Origin of the sequence: Nonomuraea endophytica (assembly GCF_014203235.1) — a bacterium.
Classification (GTDB): domain Bacteria; phylum Actinomycetota; class Actinomycetes; order Streptosporangiales; family Streptosporangiaceae; genus Nonomuraea; species Nonomuraea endophytica.
This window is the reverse complement of the sequence record NZ_JACHIN010000008.1, coordinates 266,322-280,014: the sequence shown is the minus strand read 5'-3', so window position 1 is coordinate 280,014 and position 13,693 is coordinate 266,322. Positions and strand designations below refer to the sequence as shown.

At 70.4% G+C, this 13,693-nt stretch carries 12 protein-coding genes; 4 read left to right on the top strand and 8 right to left on the bottom strand.

Translation table 11 applies throughout. The features are described 5' to 3' along the window. The first annotated feature begins 70 nt into the window (after nucleotides 1-70). Complete coding sequence (locus tag HNR40_RS29080) at nucleotides 71-892, top strand: dioxygenase family protein (protein WP_184966845.1); 822 nt, start codon at nucleotides 71-73, stop codon at nucleotides 890-892. A 696-nt stretch (nucleotides 893-1,588) separates the two neighbouring features. Here the strand turns inward: HNR40_RS29080 and HNR40_RS29075 are convergent. Genes HNR40_RS29075 through HNR40_RS29055 form a run of 5 tightly spaced genes read right to left on the bottom strand, consistent with a single transcriptional unit; the run spans nucleotide 1,589 to nucleotide 6,393 of the window. Further along, nucleotides 1,589-2,488, bottom strand: a complete 900-nt coding sequence (locus HNR40_RS29075; protein ID WP_184966843.1) for a 5-dehydro-4-deoxyglucarate dehydratase — start codon at nucleotides 2,486-2,488, stop codon at nucleotides 1,589-1,591. 12 nt (nucleotides 2,489-2,500) lie between these two features. After that, a complete protein-coding gene (locus HNR40_RS29070) occupies nucleotides 2,501-3,262 on the bottom strand; it encodes an IclR family transcriptional regulator (RefSeq protein ID WP_184966841.1) in 762 nt (253 codons plus the stop codon). Between the two features lie 40 nt (nucleotides 3,263-3,302). Continuing rightward, nucleotides 3,303-4,160, bottom strand: coding sequence for a carbohydrate ABC transporter permease (locus tag HNR40_RS29065; RefSeq protein WP_184966839.1), 858 nt, complete (start codon nucleotides 4,158-4,160; stop codon nucleotides 3,303-3,305). Beyond that, nucleotides 4,157-5,083, bottom strand: a complete 927-nt coding sequence (locus HNR40_RS29060; RefSeq protein WP_184966837.1) for a carbohydrate ABC transporter permease — start codon at nucleotides 5,081-5,083, stop codon at nucleotides 4,157-4,159. Before HNR40_RS29060 ends, HNR40_RS29065 begins: the two co-directional genes overlap by 4 nt. Next, on the bottom strand, nucleotides 5,080-6,393 hold the full coding sequence (locus HNR40_RS29055) for a sugar ABC transporter substrate-binding protein (RefSeq protein WP_184966835.1): 1,314 nt from the start codon (nucleotides 6,391-6,393) through the stop codon (nucleotides 5,080-5,082). Before HNR40_RS29055 ends, HNR40_RS29060 begins: the two co-directional genes overlap by 4 nt. Nucleotides 6,394-6,529: 136 nt before the next feature. Between HNR40_RS29055 and HNR40_RS29050 the strand changes: the two genes are divergently transcribed. Beyond that, nucleotides 6,530-7,333: an NAD-dependent epimerase/dehydratase family protein gene (locus tag HNR40_RS29050; RefSeq protein WP_184966833.1), complete on the top strand. Its 804-nt coding sequence runs from the start codon at nucleotides 6,530-6,532 to the stop codon at nucleotides 7,331-7,333. Nucleotides 7,334-7,335: 2 nt separating this feature from the next. Here the strand turns inward: HNR40_RS29050 and HNR40_RS29045 are convergent, their stop codons facing one another. Next, entirely contained in the window at nucleotides 7,336-8,382 is a 1,047-nt protein-coding gene (locus HNR40_RS29045; protein WP_376773526.1) for a mandelate racemase/muconate lactonizing enzyme family protein, read from the bottom strand. Continuing rightward, nucleotides 8,382-9,257: an NAD-dependent epimerase/dehydratase family protein gene (locus HNR40_RS29040; RefSeq protein WP_184966829.1), complete on the bottom strand. Its 876-nt coding sequence runs from the start codon at nucleotides 9,255-9,257 to the stop codon at nucleotides 8,382-8,384. Before HNR40_RS29040 ends, HNR40_RS29045 begins: the two co-directional genes overlap by 1 nt. Nucleotides 9,258-9,350: 93 nt before the next feature. On the opposite strand from HNR40_RS29040, the gene HNR40_RS29035 reads away from it, so the two are divergent. Continuing rightward, nucleotides 9,351-10,292: a LacI family DNA-binding transcriptional regulator gene (locus HNR40_RS29035; protein WP_184966827.1), complete on the top strand. Its 942-nt coding sequence runs from the start codon at nucleotides 9,351-9,353 to the stop codon at nucleotides 10,290-10,292. Continuing rightward, entirely contained in the window at nucleotides 10,289-11,191 is a 903-nt protein-coding gene (locus HNR40_RS29030) for an aldose epimerase family protein (protein ID WP_184966825.1), read from the top strand. The genes HNR40_RS29035 and HNR40_RS29030 overlap by 4 nt, the downstream gene beginning before the upstream one ends. On the opposite strand, the gene HNR40_RS57410 is transcribed toward HNR40_RS29030, so the two are convergent. After that, nucleotides 11,181-13,607 (bottom strand): SpoIIE family protein phosphatase, encoded by a 2,427-nt coding sequence (locus HNR40_RS57410; protein ID WP_184966823.1) that lies wholly within the window; start codon nucleotides 13,605-13,607, stop codon nucleotides 11,181-11,183. The two genes, HNR40_RS29030 and HNR40_RS57410, sit on opposite strands and share 11 nt — an antisense overlap. Nucleotides 13,608-13,693 lie beyond the last annotated feature (86 nt).

Here is a 13,693-nt window from a genome sequence, read left to right as displayed (position 1 = left end):
TCTGAAGGGTTCTCCAGTCATGTCCACGATGCGAACTTGGGGCCAACTCTGACAAGGAGAAGGACCCCCCATGGAAGAAGAGGGAACCACCCCCGCAATCTCCCGCAAAACCCTTCTGAAAGCAGCTCTCATCGCCACACCGGTGCCGCTGCTCGCGGCGGGGGCGCCCGCGTTGGCCCGCACCGTTTGGGCCGAAGGCGGGCCGCTCACCCCCACGCCCTTCTGCGACGACGGCGACGACCCGACGCCGGCGCAGACGGAAGGCCCTTACTTCAAGCCCAACTCGCCCCGGCGCAGCACCATCCCCGGATCCGGCACTGGGCTGACCGTCAGCGGATACGTCTTCGGGCTGGCCTGCCAGCCACTCGCCAACGTCCTGCTGGACTTCTGGCAGTGCGACACCAACGGCAACTACGACAACGTCGGGTTCAACTACCGGGGCCACCAGTTCACCGATGCGAACGGGGCCTTCAAGCTCACCACGATCGTGCCCGGCCTCTACCCGGGGCGTACCCGGCACATCCACGTCAAGGCGCAGGCGCCGAACCGGCCCGTGCTCACCACCCAGCTGTACTTCCCCGGCGAACCGCGTAACAACACCGACACCATCTTCAACCCGGCCCTGCTGATGACCGTCCGGACGGTCGGTGGGCGCCGGGAGGCGACGTTCGACTTCGTGCTCCGTGTGCAGGGGACCCCGCCCACGAGCCCGCCCCCCACGAGCCCGCCACCCACCACCCCGCCGCCCACCGGAACCTGGGCGCCGGGCGTCGGTTACACAGCCGGGGCAGGGGTGACGTACGGGGGCTCCAGCTACCGGTGCCTGCAGGCCCACACGTCACAGGCCGGCTGGGAACCGCCCAACGTGCCGGCGCTCTGGCAGCGCGTCTGAACCAAGCGCGTGTGAACCCTGCGCGTGTGAACCCTGCGCGTGTGAACCAAGCGCGTGTGAACCCTGCGCGTGTGAACCCTGCGCGTGTGAACCCTGCGCGTGTGAACCCTGCGCGTGTGAACCCTGCGCGTGTGAACCCTGCGCGTGTGAACCATCCGCCGTCGGGCCTGTTTCAGCCCGGCGGCGGCCGCTGAACCCTCTGGCTCCGCGCGCTCGCGGTTGCCAGGTCCCGCGAGCGCGCCGCCCAAAGCCCCCAGGGCCCGCCGCTCAAGAGATCCCGCGAGCGCGCCTCCCACCACACGCGGGGAGCCGTTCGGTCAACAGCGCAAAAGCCGCCACGATCAGGCGGACCCGGCAGCGCCAAGGCCGCCGCGTGCGCGGCGGCCGACAATGCCGCGGGGGCGCAGGTCAACGGCGCGAAATCGGCAGCGAGCGTGGCGACCGACACCGCCGTGGGCGGATCGGTCACTGCGCGGAGCCGCGGCGATCACGCGGGCCAACAGCGCGAAGGCCGCCGCGAGCACGGCGCCGACAGCGCCGCGGGGGCGCAGGTCAACGGCGCGCAAACCACAGCGAGCGCGTCGACCGGCAACGCCGGTCATCAGCGCAAAGGCCGCCGCGTGCGCGGCGGCCGGCAGCGCTGCGAGGAGTGCCGGTCAAACGCGGAGGCCACGCGGCAAAGCGCCCGCAGCAGCCTCAGGCTCCGGCCAGTTCCAACCCAGCCGCGATGATCCGCTCAAGCTTCGCCACATGCTCAGCCGCAGGATCGAGCAGCGGCAGCCGAACACCCCCCACATCCAGCCCCCGCAGCCGAACCCCGGCCTTGACCAGCGAAACCGCATACCCAGCCTGAACATCCCGCAGCCGCACCAACGGCAGATAGAACCGGGTGAGCAGAGCCCGGGTAAGCTCCTCATCCCCACCGGTCACAGCCTTGTAGAAGGCAAGGGCGATCTCGGGCGCGAAGGCGAACACCGCACTGGAGTACAAAGTCACCCCAAGCCCCCGATAAGCAGGCACGGTCAGCTCAGCAGTAGGCATCCCGTTGAAGAACGTGAACTCCCGATCGCTGGCCTGCCGAACGGTAAGGATGATCCGCTGAAGCAGATCAAGGTCCCCGAGCCCGTCCTTGAACCCGATCACGTTGGGCAGCTCAGCCAGCTCAGCCACCGCCTCAGGCGTGAACCGAGCGTTGCCACGCTGGTAAACGATCAGCGGGAGTTCGGTCTCGGCCGCCACGTCCTTGACGTACCGGACAAGACCCTGGGTGGGGGAGGAGACGAGGTAGGGCGGGAAGAGCAGCAGCCCGTCGGCGCCGCTCTCGGCGGCGGCCCGCGCGTAGGCGCGTCCGGAGACGCCGCCCGCGCCGGAGAAGACGGGCACGTTGCCCGCCGTCGCCGCGACGCTCGTCTTGACGACCCGCGTGTAGTCGGCCAGGTCCAGCGCGTTGAACTCGCCGGTGCCGCACGCGGTGAACACTCCTCCCGCCCCGGCCGCGACCCCGCGCGCGACGTGCTCGGCGAGCACCGTCTCCGCCACGTCGCCGTCGGCTCCGAAGGGGGTCACCGGGAAGAAGAGAACACCATCAAGACGCATGTACGGTCCTTTCTAGCGAATGCCCTCCCTGCGCAGGGTGGCAATCAGTTTGCGTGTGTGCCGGATCACGGCGTCAATGACCTTGTCGAGCTTGTCGTCGTCCAGGTCGGCGGGCATCGAGCAGCTGATGGCATCGGTCGCGGGGATGCGGTAGTCGACCGCGACCGCGACGCACTTCACACCAGGGGTCCCTTGCTCGCTTTCGAGCGCCCATCCACGTGTGCGGACCTGCTCCAGCTCCTTGGCCAGCTTCCCGTGCTCGGTCAGCGTGTGCGGCGTGTAGCCGACCAGTTCGTCGGGCAGCAGGTCGGTGACCTCGTCGTAGGTCAGCTGGGCGAGCAGCGCCTGGCCGAGCGCGGTCACGTGGGCGGGCAGCCGGCGGCCGACGCGCGGTATCACGCGGTGTGTCCTGCGGCCTTCGCGCGTCGCCAGGTAGAGCACGTGCGCGCCGTCGCGCCGGGCGAAGTGCACGGTGTGCCCGATCTCGTCGCGCAGGTTGTCCAGTGTCTCCAGCGCGAAGGGAAGGGCCTGGTCCTTGTCCAGGTACGCCGTCCCCGTGAGCAGGGCATGCGGCCCGATGCCGAAGGCCGATTTGGCGCCGTCCGTCTCCACCCACTTCAGCTCGACCAGGGTGCGCATGAGCGCGTGCAGGCTGCTGCGGGGGAAGCCGGTCTGCGTCTGCAGTTCCGACAGGGAGAGGCGGTCCGGGGACGCGGCGAGCGTCTCCAGGATGCGAACCGTTCGCTCGGCTGACTTGACCATCGAGGACTCCATAGGGTCCAGGATATTGGATGGCGTTCATATACATGGACACTTAACCCTTGATGGCGCCGCTGGTCAGACCGCGCATGAACTGCCGCTGGAACGCCAGGAACGCGATGATCGACGGAAGCAGTGCCAGCAGCGAAGCGGCCAGCAGCACACCGATCCCGACCTCCTCGTCGGAACGCAGCGAGCGCAGGGCGATGGGCAGGGTCCACTGGTCGGAGTCCGTGGCCACGATCAGCGGCAGCACGTACTGGTCCCAGATCATGGTGAAGCCGAACACCCCGATCACGCCGATCGCGGGACGGCACAGCGGCAGGATGATCGTGAAGAACGTCCGCATCTCGCCCGCGCCGTCGATCCTGGCCGCCTCCTCCAGCTCGACCGGGACCTCCTTCATGAACTCGGTCATGACCAGGATGGAGAAGCCCCAGGCGCCGATGGGCAGGATCATCCCGGCGTAGGTGCCGATGAGGCGGGTACCGATGAGCGGCAGTTCGCCGAGCACCGCCGACAGCGGCAGGATGATGACCTCTTCCGGGATCATCATCGTGACCAGCATGAGCAGCAGCACGACCGTCATCCCGCGGAACTTCTTGCGGGCCAGCGCATAAGCGGCGAAAACGCTCACGATCATCTGCAGCAGCAGCCCGAACCCGACGACCACGAAAGAGTTCAGCAGGTAGAGGAAGACCTTGCGGTTGCCCGCCTGGATGAAGTTGTCCAGGGAGAAGCTGTCGGGCAGGGAGAAACGGGTCGGGTCGGGCACCGCGCCGAAGGCGTTGATCAGCAGGCCGACGAGTGGCCCGAGGAAGACGATGACGATGGCGGCGTACAGGATGGTCTTGAGCGTGACCGCGAGCGGCCCGCGCTTGCTCTCCAGGCCGAGTGTGCTGTCGAACCTCATCGCGCCTGCCTCCTGCGCAGCACCTGGACGATCACCGTCAGCAGCAACGTCGCCAGGAACAGCACGACGGAGGCGGCCGAGGCGAGCCCGAAGCGGTTGTTCTGCAGACCTTCCTTGTAGATCAGCGTCATGAGCACCTCGGACGAGCCGTTCGGCCCGCCGTTCGTCAGCACGTAGACCTCGACGAAGACGCGCAGCCCGCGGATGGCCGCCAGCGTGAACAGGATCCAGAAGACCGGCCGCAGCGCGGGCAGCGTCACCCGCCAGAACCGCTGCCACACGGTCGCGCCGTCCACGGCCGCCGCCTCGTAGAGCGTGCGGTCCACGCCGACCAGCCCCGCGACGAAGATCATCATGTCGTACGGCGCGCCGCGCCAGATCATCATCACCATGATCGACCAGAGCGAGCTGTCCTCGCTGGACAGGAACGACAGCGGGCCGATGCCCACCCAGCCGGCCACAGTGTTGAGCAGGCCGTCGGGGCCCGGGTGGTACATGATCCGCCAGACCTCGGCGACCGCCGCGATCGTGGTCACGACCGGCAGGAACGCCGCGGTCCTGACGAACCATAGATACCGGGCCGGACCCTCGACCAGCAGGGCCAGCACCAGCCCGAGCACGATCGAGCCGACCGTGGTCAGGAGGGCCAGCACCGCGCTGTGCCACATGGCCGAGGTGAAGGCGCTGTCGGTGAGGGCGTTCTCGTAGTTCTCCAGCCCGACCCAGCGGTTGCCGAGGAAGGGCCGGACCTCGAAGAAGCTGTCCTTCATCATCACGAAGATCGGGATGAACTTGAAGTACAGGAACAGCAGCAGAGCCGGAGCGAGGAACAACCAGGGGACCAGCGCGCCGCGCCGCCGGACCCGCTTGTGGCGGCGGCGCGGCTCGGTCCCCCTGCGCGGGGGCGACAACGTGGTGGTCATGACGCTTTCTGGGTCGTCAGTTCCGTGGTGAACGTGGTGTTGAGCTCGTCCAGCGTCGCCTTGACGTCCTTGCCGCAGTCGGCCCAGGCGGCGTTGATGGCGTCGGCGGCCTTCTGGCGGAACGGCGTCCAGTCGGGCACCGGCGGCGTGTAGACGGCGCTCGGGTAGGCGTCGGCGAAGACCTTCCAGCGCGGGTCCTTGCGCTCGGCGGCCAGGTCCACCTCCTGGTTGACGGGCAGGCGGACGATCGGTCCCTCGTTGTCGCCGTTCATGCCGATCTTCTGGCCGGCGAGGGAGATGGCGTACTCGGCGAACTTCTGCTGCGCGGGCTCCATCTTGGAGCCGGCCATCAGGTAGACGTTCTCGCCCTCGCCGAGGGTGCCGGGCCCGCCGGACGGGCCCTTGGGCACCTGGACGACCTCGATCTTGTCATCGCCCACGCTCTTGACGAAGCGGGCGAGGACGTACGGGCCGACCAGGTAGATGCCGCCCTGGCCCTTCTCGAACACCGTGTGGGTGACGGTGGTGTCGTTGCTGACCGCGCCGGGATTGACGGTCTTGGCGACGCAGAACTGGTCCTGCATCCACTTGACCGCCTCGACCGTCTTGGGGTCGCTGACGCTGGAGGTGAACTTGCCGCCGCCGTTGGCCTTCACGAAGTCGCCGCCGTTGGCGTAGATCAGCGAGGAGACGTACCAGGACGCGTAGCCGCGCTTGGTGCCGGCCGGGGCGACGAAGCCGTAGGTGTTGGCCGTGCCGTCGCCGTCGGGGTCCTTCTCGGTGAACGCCTTGGCCAGAGCGGCCAGGTCTTCCCAGGTCTTGGGAGGTTCCAGCTTGAGCTTCTCGCGCCAGTCCTTGCGGATGATCAGTGCGAACGACTGGGCGGAGAACGGCGCCGCGTAATGCTTGCCGTCGCCCGCCGCGGCCGCCTTCCACGCCAGTTCGGTGACCTTGTCCTGGCCGGCCAGCTTGGCCTTGTCGACCTCGCGCAGCCAGCCCTGGTGCTGCATGTTGCCCAGCCGGGCGGTGTCGTTGATGACCACGTCCGGCAGGTCCTTGGCCTGGGCCTGCTGCTGGAGCTTCGTCTCGAAGTCGTCGAACAGTGAGACGAGCTTGGTCTTGACGCCGCTGGCCTTCTCGAACTCCGCCACGAACTTCTGGGCGGTCTTGTGCGACGGGGAGTTGGGCACCTGACGGATCCAGACCTCGAGGGCGTCCGCGCCCTCGCCGGAGCCCGATGACGATCCACAACCCACCACTGTTACGGCCAGAGCCATGGCAACGCCGGCCCCGATCAGGTTGCGAGACATCAGACCGCCTCCTGTTCACGTATGTGGACGTGTTCTCCAAATGTGGAGCTGGTTCATGTGAACGTAACGACGCACCTGTGTCACGGTCAATATTCAAGGATGTGAATTTCGATCAGACTTGTGTACAACAGTCCTCATGCGCATCCTCGTCACGGGGGCCGCCGGGAAGGTCGGCACCCTCCTCCGGCCCCGCCTCGCCCGCCCGTCCAGGACCGTCCGCCTGTCCGACCTGCACCCGCTGCCGCCCGGCGAGCTGGGTCCGGGTGAGGAGTTCACGCAGGCCGACCTCAACGACGAGCCCGCGCTGGCCGCGGCCATGAAGGGCGTGGACGCCGTCCTGCACCTGGGCGGCCAGAGCCGCGAGCACCCGTGGGCCGACATCGTCCAGGCCAACGTCAACGGCACCCAAGCCCTGCTGGAGGCGGCAAGAAAGGAAGGCGTGGAGCACGTGGTCCTGGTCGGCAGCCACCACGCCGCCGGATTCCACACCCGCCCCGTCACCGGCGAGGACCTGCCCGACTACGCTTTCCCCCGCCCCGACACCTTCTACGGCGTCAGCAAGGTCGTCATGGAGGCCCTCGGCAGCCTCTACCACGACCGCTTCGGCATGAACGTCACCGTGATCAGGCTCGGCACCTGCAACGACGCCTCCGGCGACACCCGCGGCCTGGCCACCTGGATCTCCCCGGACGACCTGACCCGCCTGGTCGAGGCCGCGCTGACCGCGCCCGGCTACCACGTGGTGTGGGGCGTCTCCGACAACGCCCGCCGCTGGTGGTCACTGGAGGAGGCCCAGGCCATCGGCTACGTCTCCCACGACGACTCCGAGACCTACGCCGCCCCCATCCTCGCCGCCCAGGGCGAGCCCGACCTCACCGAACCGCTCCACGACCGGGCGGGCGGCATGTTCAGCATCAAACCCCTGGGCGAAGCCTGGTGAGCTCAGCGCCAGATCAGGCCGAGCCCCGGGTTCCCGGCCGTGCTCAGCTCCCCGTCCACGATCTTCACCGGGTACGGCTCCGCCAGCACCCCCAGCGCCGCGAACGAGGCGTCCTCCACCTCCTCGACCATGCACGGCAGCGGCAACGCCATGGCCACCTGCCCTGACACCTCCGGCAGCAGATGCGGAAAAGTCGGGACATCAAAGGTCCGGGCCAGCTCCGCGATCCGCAGCAGCGGCGTCAGCCCGCCCACCCGCACCACGTTCGGCTGCACGATGTCGCAGGCCCCGGCCACCAGCAGGTCGCGGAAGTCGTAAACGGTGTACGCGCTCTCGCCCACCGCGATCGGCACCGGCACCGACTCGCGCAGCCGGGCCTGCGCCCCGATGTCGTCGGCCGGCAGCGGCTCCTCCACCCAGTACAACCCGAACTCGACCAGCGCCGCGATCGCCCGCCGCGCGGACGGCAGGTCCCAGCGCTGGTTGGCGTCGACCATGAGCAGCACGTCCGGCCCGACGACCTCCCGCACCGCCGCCACCCGCCGCACGTCCTCGGCCAGCGAGGGCAGCCCCACCTTGACCTTGACCGCCGGGTACCCGGCCGCCTTCCATCGCCCGGCCTGCGCGACGAGCTCGTCCAGGCTGTAGTGGATGTTGACGCCGCTGCCGTAGACGGGTACCGACGCGCGCCGCCGGCCCAGCGCGTCGGCCAGGCTCGCGCCGGCGCAGCGCAGGTCCCACAGCGCGAGGTCGACCCCGGCCATCGCGATCGTGGTCAGCCCGCCACCGCCGGCCTCGCGCAGGTGCCGCCACAGCAGGTCCCACAGCACGCCGGGGTTGGGCTCGCGGCCGACGACGAAGGCACGCACCTCGTCCTCCAGCAGCGCCTGTACGGCTCGCGCCCCGATCTGCGGCGTCCACGAGAACCCGGTGCCGGTGCGGCCGTCGGCCAGCCGTACCTCGACCTTGAGCAGGTGGTTGGAGGGCACGTCGGCGCCCCACGGACGGCGCAGCGGGACGGTGCGCGGCGAGACCAGGACGTCGGTGATCACGAGGCCAGCTCCGTCCGCCAGCTGCGCGCGGCCCGCCACCCGAGCATCCGCTCGGCCTTGTCGCAGGAGAAGACCGTCGCGCCCACCGTGTCGGCCAGTCCGGCCGTGCTCGGCACCACCTTGGGCAGCACCTCCGACAGCGGCTCGCGGGTGAGCGCGTCGGCGGCGCCGGCGAAGAAGACCTCACCGTTGGGGATGTCCGGCAGCCGTCGCAGCAGGGTGATCACGAAGTCGGCCGCGTCGCGCGCGTCGATGTAGTTGAACAGGGAGACCCCGGCCAGCTCGGGCCGGTCGAGGCGCTCGGCCATGGTGTGTCCCTGCTGCGTGGGCGCGCCTTCCCATTCCTCGGGCGCCACGACGTAGCAGGGGCGGAAGACGGCCAGCCGGGTCTGTGCCGTGCGCGCGAAGCTTCTGACGACCTCCTCGGCCACCTGCTTGGACACGCCGTAGGCGTTCCACGGGGCCAGCGGATGCTCCTCGTCGATCGGCAGGTACGACGGGGTCCAGCCGGGCGTGCCGTACCCGATCACGGTGGGGCTGCTGGCGACGGCGACGCGCTCGACGCCGCAGCGGACGGCGCTCTCGCAGACGTTGAACGCGAGCTGGCTGTTGACCTTGAAGGTGACCGCGTCACTCCTGCTGAACGGCACCGCGATCGCCGCCAGGTGCACCACCGCGTCGGGCCGGAACCGGGTCATGACCTCGAACGCCTCGCCCAGGTCCGTCAGGTCGGCCGGCAGCGTGGCCGCGGCCTCCGCCGGCGTGCCCGGCGCCCGGTCGATGCCGATCACCTCGTGCCCCGCGGCGGCGAGGGCGCTCACCACGCTGCGGCCGAGTCTGCCCGCGCTCCCGGTCACGAGCGTACGCGTCATCGTCTCTCCTTAAAGCAAACGGTTGCATTGACCTTGACGGCCGCAACCGCAACCGTCAAGGTTTGTGGGCAACCGTTTGCAGGGGGGAACGCCATGGCGGTGACGATCAGAGACGTGGCCCGCGCCACCGGAGTGCACGTCTCGACGGTCTCCCGCAGCTTCTCCGCCCCGCACCTGGTCAACCCGGCCACCCGCGACCGCGTCCTGGCCGCCGCCGACCAGCTCGGCTACCGGCCCAACCGGGCCGCGCGGGCCCTCACCACCGGCCGCACCATGAACCTCGGCCTGATCGTCGCCGACATCGCCAACCCGTTCTTCCCGCCGCTGATCAAGGCCGCCCAGAGCCACGCCAGGAGCCACGACTACCACGTGTTCGTCGCCGACACCGACGAGGACCCCAGAGCCGAGGAAGAACTGCTCCGCACCCTCGCCAAGCAGGTCGACGGCGTCATCCTGTGCAGCCCCCGCCTGGCCAACGACCAGATCGTCCGGCTGGCAGAAGACGTGCCGTTCGTCGTCGTCAACCGCCAGGTCGAAGGCCTGCCCTGGGTGCTCATGGACGTCGCCCAGGGCGCCGCGCTCGCCCTGGAGCACCTGCGTGGCCTCGGCCACCGCCGCCTGGCCTACGTCAGGGGCCCGGCCGGCTCGTGGACCAGCGAGGAGATGCGCGCCGCCGCCGAAGGCGTGCCGGTCATCGGGCCCAACCAGCCCACCGAGCAGGGCGGCATCGCCGCCGCCCGCGCCGTCGCCGACTCCGGCGCCACCGGCGTGCTCTGCTACAACGACCTGGTCGCGCTCGGCCTCATCGAGGGCCTGGCCGACCTCGGCGTGCGCGTGCCCGCCGACGTGAGCGTGGTCGGCGTCGACGACATCCTGCCGGGCCGCCTCAACCGGCCCAAGCTCACCACCGTGGCCATGCCCACAGACGCCGCCGGGCGCGCCGCCGTCGACCTGCTCCTGGGCGCGGAGACCGGGCCCGTCAAGCTGCCGACCGCGCTCATCGTCCGCGAATCCACCGGGGAGGCCCCCAGATGATCGAGCTGGAGTCCGGCGCGCTGCGCGCCCGCGTGCTGCCCTACGGCGCCGTGCTGCAGTCACTGGAGGTCGGCGGCGTCAACGTCGTGCTCGGCCTGGACGACCCCGCCGACTATCTCACCCGCAGCCGCTACTTCGGGGCCGTCGTCGGCCGCTACGCCAACCGCATCGCCGGCGGCCGCTTCGTCCTCGACGGCGTCGAGCACACCCTGCCCGTCAACAACGGCGCCAACAGCCTGCACGGTGGCGTCAAGGGCTTCGACAAACACGACTGGACCGTCGCGCGATCCTCACCGAAGTCCGTCACCCTCAGCCTCACCAGCCCCGACGGCGACCAGGGCTACCCCGGCGAACTCACCGCCACCATCACCTACACCCTCGACGGCGACGCGCTCCGCCTCGACTACACCGCCGTCGCCGACGCCCCCACCGTCGTCAACCTCACCAACCACACCTACTTCAACCTCGCCGGCGGCGGCGACGTCCGCGGCCACGTCCTGCGCATGGACGCCGGACGCTACCTGCCCGTCGACGACGGCAAGATCCCCACGGGCGAGCTCGCGTCCGTGCGCGACACCCCGTTCGACTTCACCACCCCGACGGCCATCGGGCAGAGGTACGGCGCCGCCTACGACCACTGCTTCGTCCTCGACGGCGGCATCCGGGTCACCGAACCCGTCTCCGGGCTCGCCATGGAGGTCGCCACCACCGAACCGGGCGTGCAGTTCTACGCCGGCGGCATGCTCGACCCCACGGCCACGCCGTACGGGCCGTTCTCCGGGTTCTGCCTGGAGACGCAGCACTTCCCCGACTCGCCCAACCAGCCGCACTTCCCCTCGACCGTGCTGCGGCCCGGCGAACGCCTCAAGTCGAGCACCACCTACCGCTTCACGGCCTGACCGCCTTCAGCACCAGCATCGCCACGTCGTCCCTGGACGGCTCGGCGGCGAAGGTGTCGACGGCGTGCCGTACCCGCTCGGCGACCGCGTGCGCGCTCAGCCCCGCGCACGTGGCCAGCAACCGGGCCAGCCCGTCGTCGTCGTCCAGCAGTCGCTTGCCCTCGCGCCGCTCGGTCACCCCGTCGGTCACGCACAGCAGCACGTCGCCCGGAGCCAGCTCGAAGCTCTGGTCGAAGAACTCCGCCGAACCCTCGATGCCCAGCAGCAACTGCGGCTCGGCCACCGTCTCCACCACGCCGCTCGCGCGCAGCACCAGCGGCGGCGGATGCCCGGCCGAGGCGATCGCGCAGCGCGCGCCGCCCTGCGGCAGCGGCGTCAGCTCCCCGCACAGCAGGCTCAGGAACCGGCCCTCCTCCGCCTCGTCGATCAACGTCGCGTTGAGCCGGTCGAGGATCGCCGCGACCGGATAGCGCTCCTTGGCCAGCAGGCGTACGGCGTGGCGGGCCAGACCGGTCACCGCGGCCGCCTCCGGCCCGCTGCCGCAGACGTCGCCCAGCGCGAAACACCACCGGTCGCCGACCGCGAACAGGTCGTAGAAGTCGCCGCCCACGTCCGCGCCCTCCTCGGCCGGCTCGTAGACCACCGCCGACTCCAGGCCCGGCATCGAGGAGGTGGTCACCGGCAGGAGGCTGCGCTGCAGCACCCGCGAGGTGGTCTCCTGGCGGGCGTAGAGCATGGCGGTGTGCAGGTTGAGCGCCACCAGCCGGCACAGGTCGGCCAGCAGGTCGGCCAGCTCGTGGGAGAGCATCGGCTCGGCCCGGCCCAGCACCAGCGCCCCGAGCGACCTGTCGCCGGTCAGCAGCGGGAACGACAGCACCGTCGCCGCCCCCGGCGGCCAGTCGGTCGCGCCCAGCTCCGGCTGCGGTCTGGCCGGCAGCACGCGGCGCAGCTCGGCGTTGTGCCGCTCCTCGCAGTGCCACACATGCGCCAGGCGGGTCGCGCCCGACAGATCGGTCAGATACACCGCCGCCCACTGGGCGAGCTTGGGCACCACGAGCTGGGCCGCCAGCGCCGCGATCAGCTCCTCGTCGTGCACACCGGCGAGCAGTTCGCCCGCCTCTGCGAGGAACGACAGCCGGCCCCGGTGCGCGCGCTCGCGCTCGGCCAGCCGTTCCCGCTCCACGTGCAGCGCGACCTGGTCGGCGACGTGCTGGAGCCCGGCGGCCAGCGCGCTGTCGAAGCGGCCCGGCTCGGTCGAGGTCACCACGAGATAGCCGTGGATCTCGCCGGCCGTACGCAGGGGGGCGCACGCCAGCGACCTGGCGTGCAACCGTCGCGCCAGCTCCGCGTCCGTGCTCAGCAGATCGTCCACCATGCTCGGGCTCGCGCCCGTCCGCGAGAACACCCCCGCGCCCAGCGCCCCCACCAGCCCCGCGGTCGTGCCCGCGCCGCCCGCCACCGCGAAGCTGTCGTCGTGCTCGCTCCTGACCAGCACGTACGCGGCGTCCGCCCCGGACGAGGCCTGGATCACCTGGGCCGTGGCCTGCAGGCGCTCCGCCAGCGGACGGGTGTGCCCGAGCACCTCCATGATCTGCTCGCCCGCCTCGCGCCTGAGCGGCGTGGGCGGCGGCGCGAGGACGTAGCGGTGGTCCTCGGCCACCACCATCCACACCACCCGGCGATCACCCGCCCGCCCGCCGGTGCGCAGATGGGAGACGTACACCGGAACCAGGCGCCCGTCGCGGTGCCGCATCCACGACGCCCCGCGCCAGCGGCCCAGGCCCAGCATGTCGTCCAGCGTCAGCGCGTAGCGGCCGTGGCCGCGCCAGGCGACCAGCTCGGCCAGCGTCATCCCGACCGCCTCGTCAGCCGACCGGCCGAGCAGCGCCTCGGCCTCCGGGTTCCACAGCAGCACGCGGCCGTGGGCGTCGGCCACGATCACCGCCACGTGCAGCGACTCCACGGGCGCCGCGGCGATCGCGGGGGCGGCGGCCGGCGGCCCGCCCGTCTCCCGGGCGCCGTCATCGTCCATGAGGTCGAGGCGCACCCACACGCGTTTGGCCGAGCGGGAGTAGGTGACGCCCCACGCGTCGGCCAGCATCCCGGCCAGCGCCAGCCCTCGGCCGGAGGTGGCCAGGGCGCCGGAGGACAGGACCGTGCGCGAGGGGTGGTGGTCGTCCACCTCGATCTCCAGCCGCGGCGGGGTGGCCGCCTCGTCGAGACGGCAGGTCAGCTCGATCGCCGTGCCCGCGTGGACGACGGCGTTGGTGACGAGTTCGCTGGTCAGCAGCACCGCGTCCGCTTCGATGTGGCTGAGGTGCCATTCGGCGAGAACATCCCGTACGAAGCGCCGCGCCGCCGCCGGGGCATGAGGCGTCCCGTCGAAGGCCGTGCTCGTAACCCGGGTGGTGTCCACGCCTCTTCCTAGAACATCACTCGATGTGGCAGTTCGGTCACTCTCAGAGTGGCAGACTGAGGCCGCTGATACTTCCGGTTGCGAAG

Excerpts from the sequence above, each read along its gene's own strand:
- HNR40_RS29080 (WP_184966845.1), top strand. The coding sequence starts at position 71 with ATGGAAGAAGAGGGAACCACCCCCGCAATCTCCCGCAAAACCCTTCTG.
- HNR40_RS29075 (WP_184966843.1), bottom strand. The coding sequence starts at position 2,488 with ATGCGTCTTGATGGTGTTCTCTTCTTCCCGGTGACCCCCTTCGGAGCC.
- HNR40_RS29070 (WP_184966841.1), bottom strand. The coding sequence starts at position 3,262 with ATGGAGTCCTCGATGGTCAAGTCAGCCGAGCGAACGGTTCGCATCCTG.
- HNR40_RS29065 (WP_184966839.1), bottom strand. The coding sequence starts at position 4,160 with ATGAGGTTCGACAGCACACTCGGCCTGGAGAGCAAGCGCGGGCCGCTC.
- HNR40_RS29060 (WP_184966837.1), bottom strand. The coding sequence starts at position 5,083 with ATGACCACCACGTTGTCGCCCCCGCGCAGGGGGACCGAGCCGCGCCGC.
- HNR40_RS29055 (WP_184966835.1), bottom strand. The coding sequence starts at position 6,393 with ATGTCTCGCAACCTGATCGGGGCCGGCGTTGCCATGGCTCTGGCCGTA.
- HNR40_RS29050 (WP_184966833.1), top strand. The coding sequence starts at position 6,530 with ATGCGCATCCTCGTCACGGGGGCCGCCGGGAAGGTCGGCACCCTCCTC.
- HNR40_RS29040 (WP_184966829.1), bottom strand. The coding sequence starts at position 9,257 with ATGACGCGTACGCTCGTGACCGGGAGCGCGGGCAGACTCGGCCGCAGC.
- HNR40_RS29035 (WP_184966827.1), top strand. The coding sequence starts at position 9,351 with ATGGCGGTGACGATCAGAGACGTGGCCCGCGCCACCGGAGTGCACGTC.
- HNR40_RS29030 (WP_184966825.1), top strand. The coding sequence starts at position 10,289 with ATGATCGAGCTGGAGTCCGGCGCGCTGCGCGCCCGCGTGCTGCCCTAC.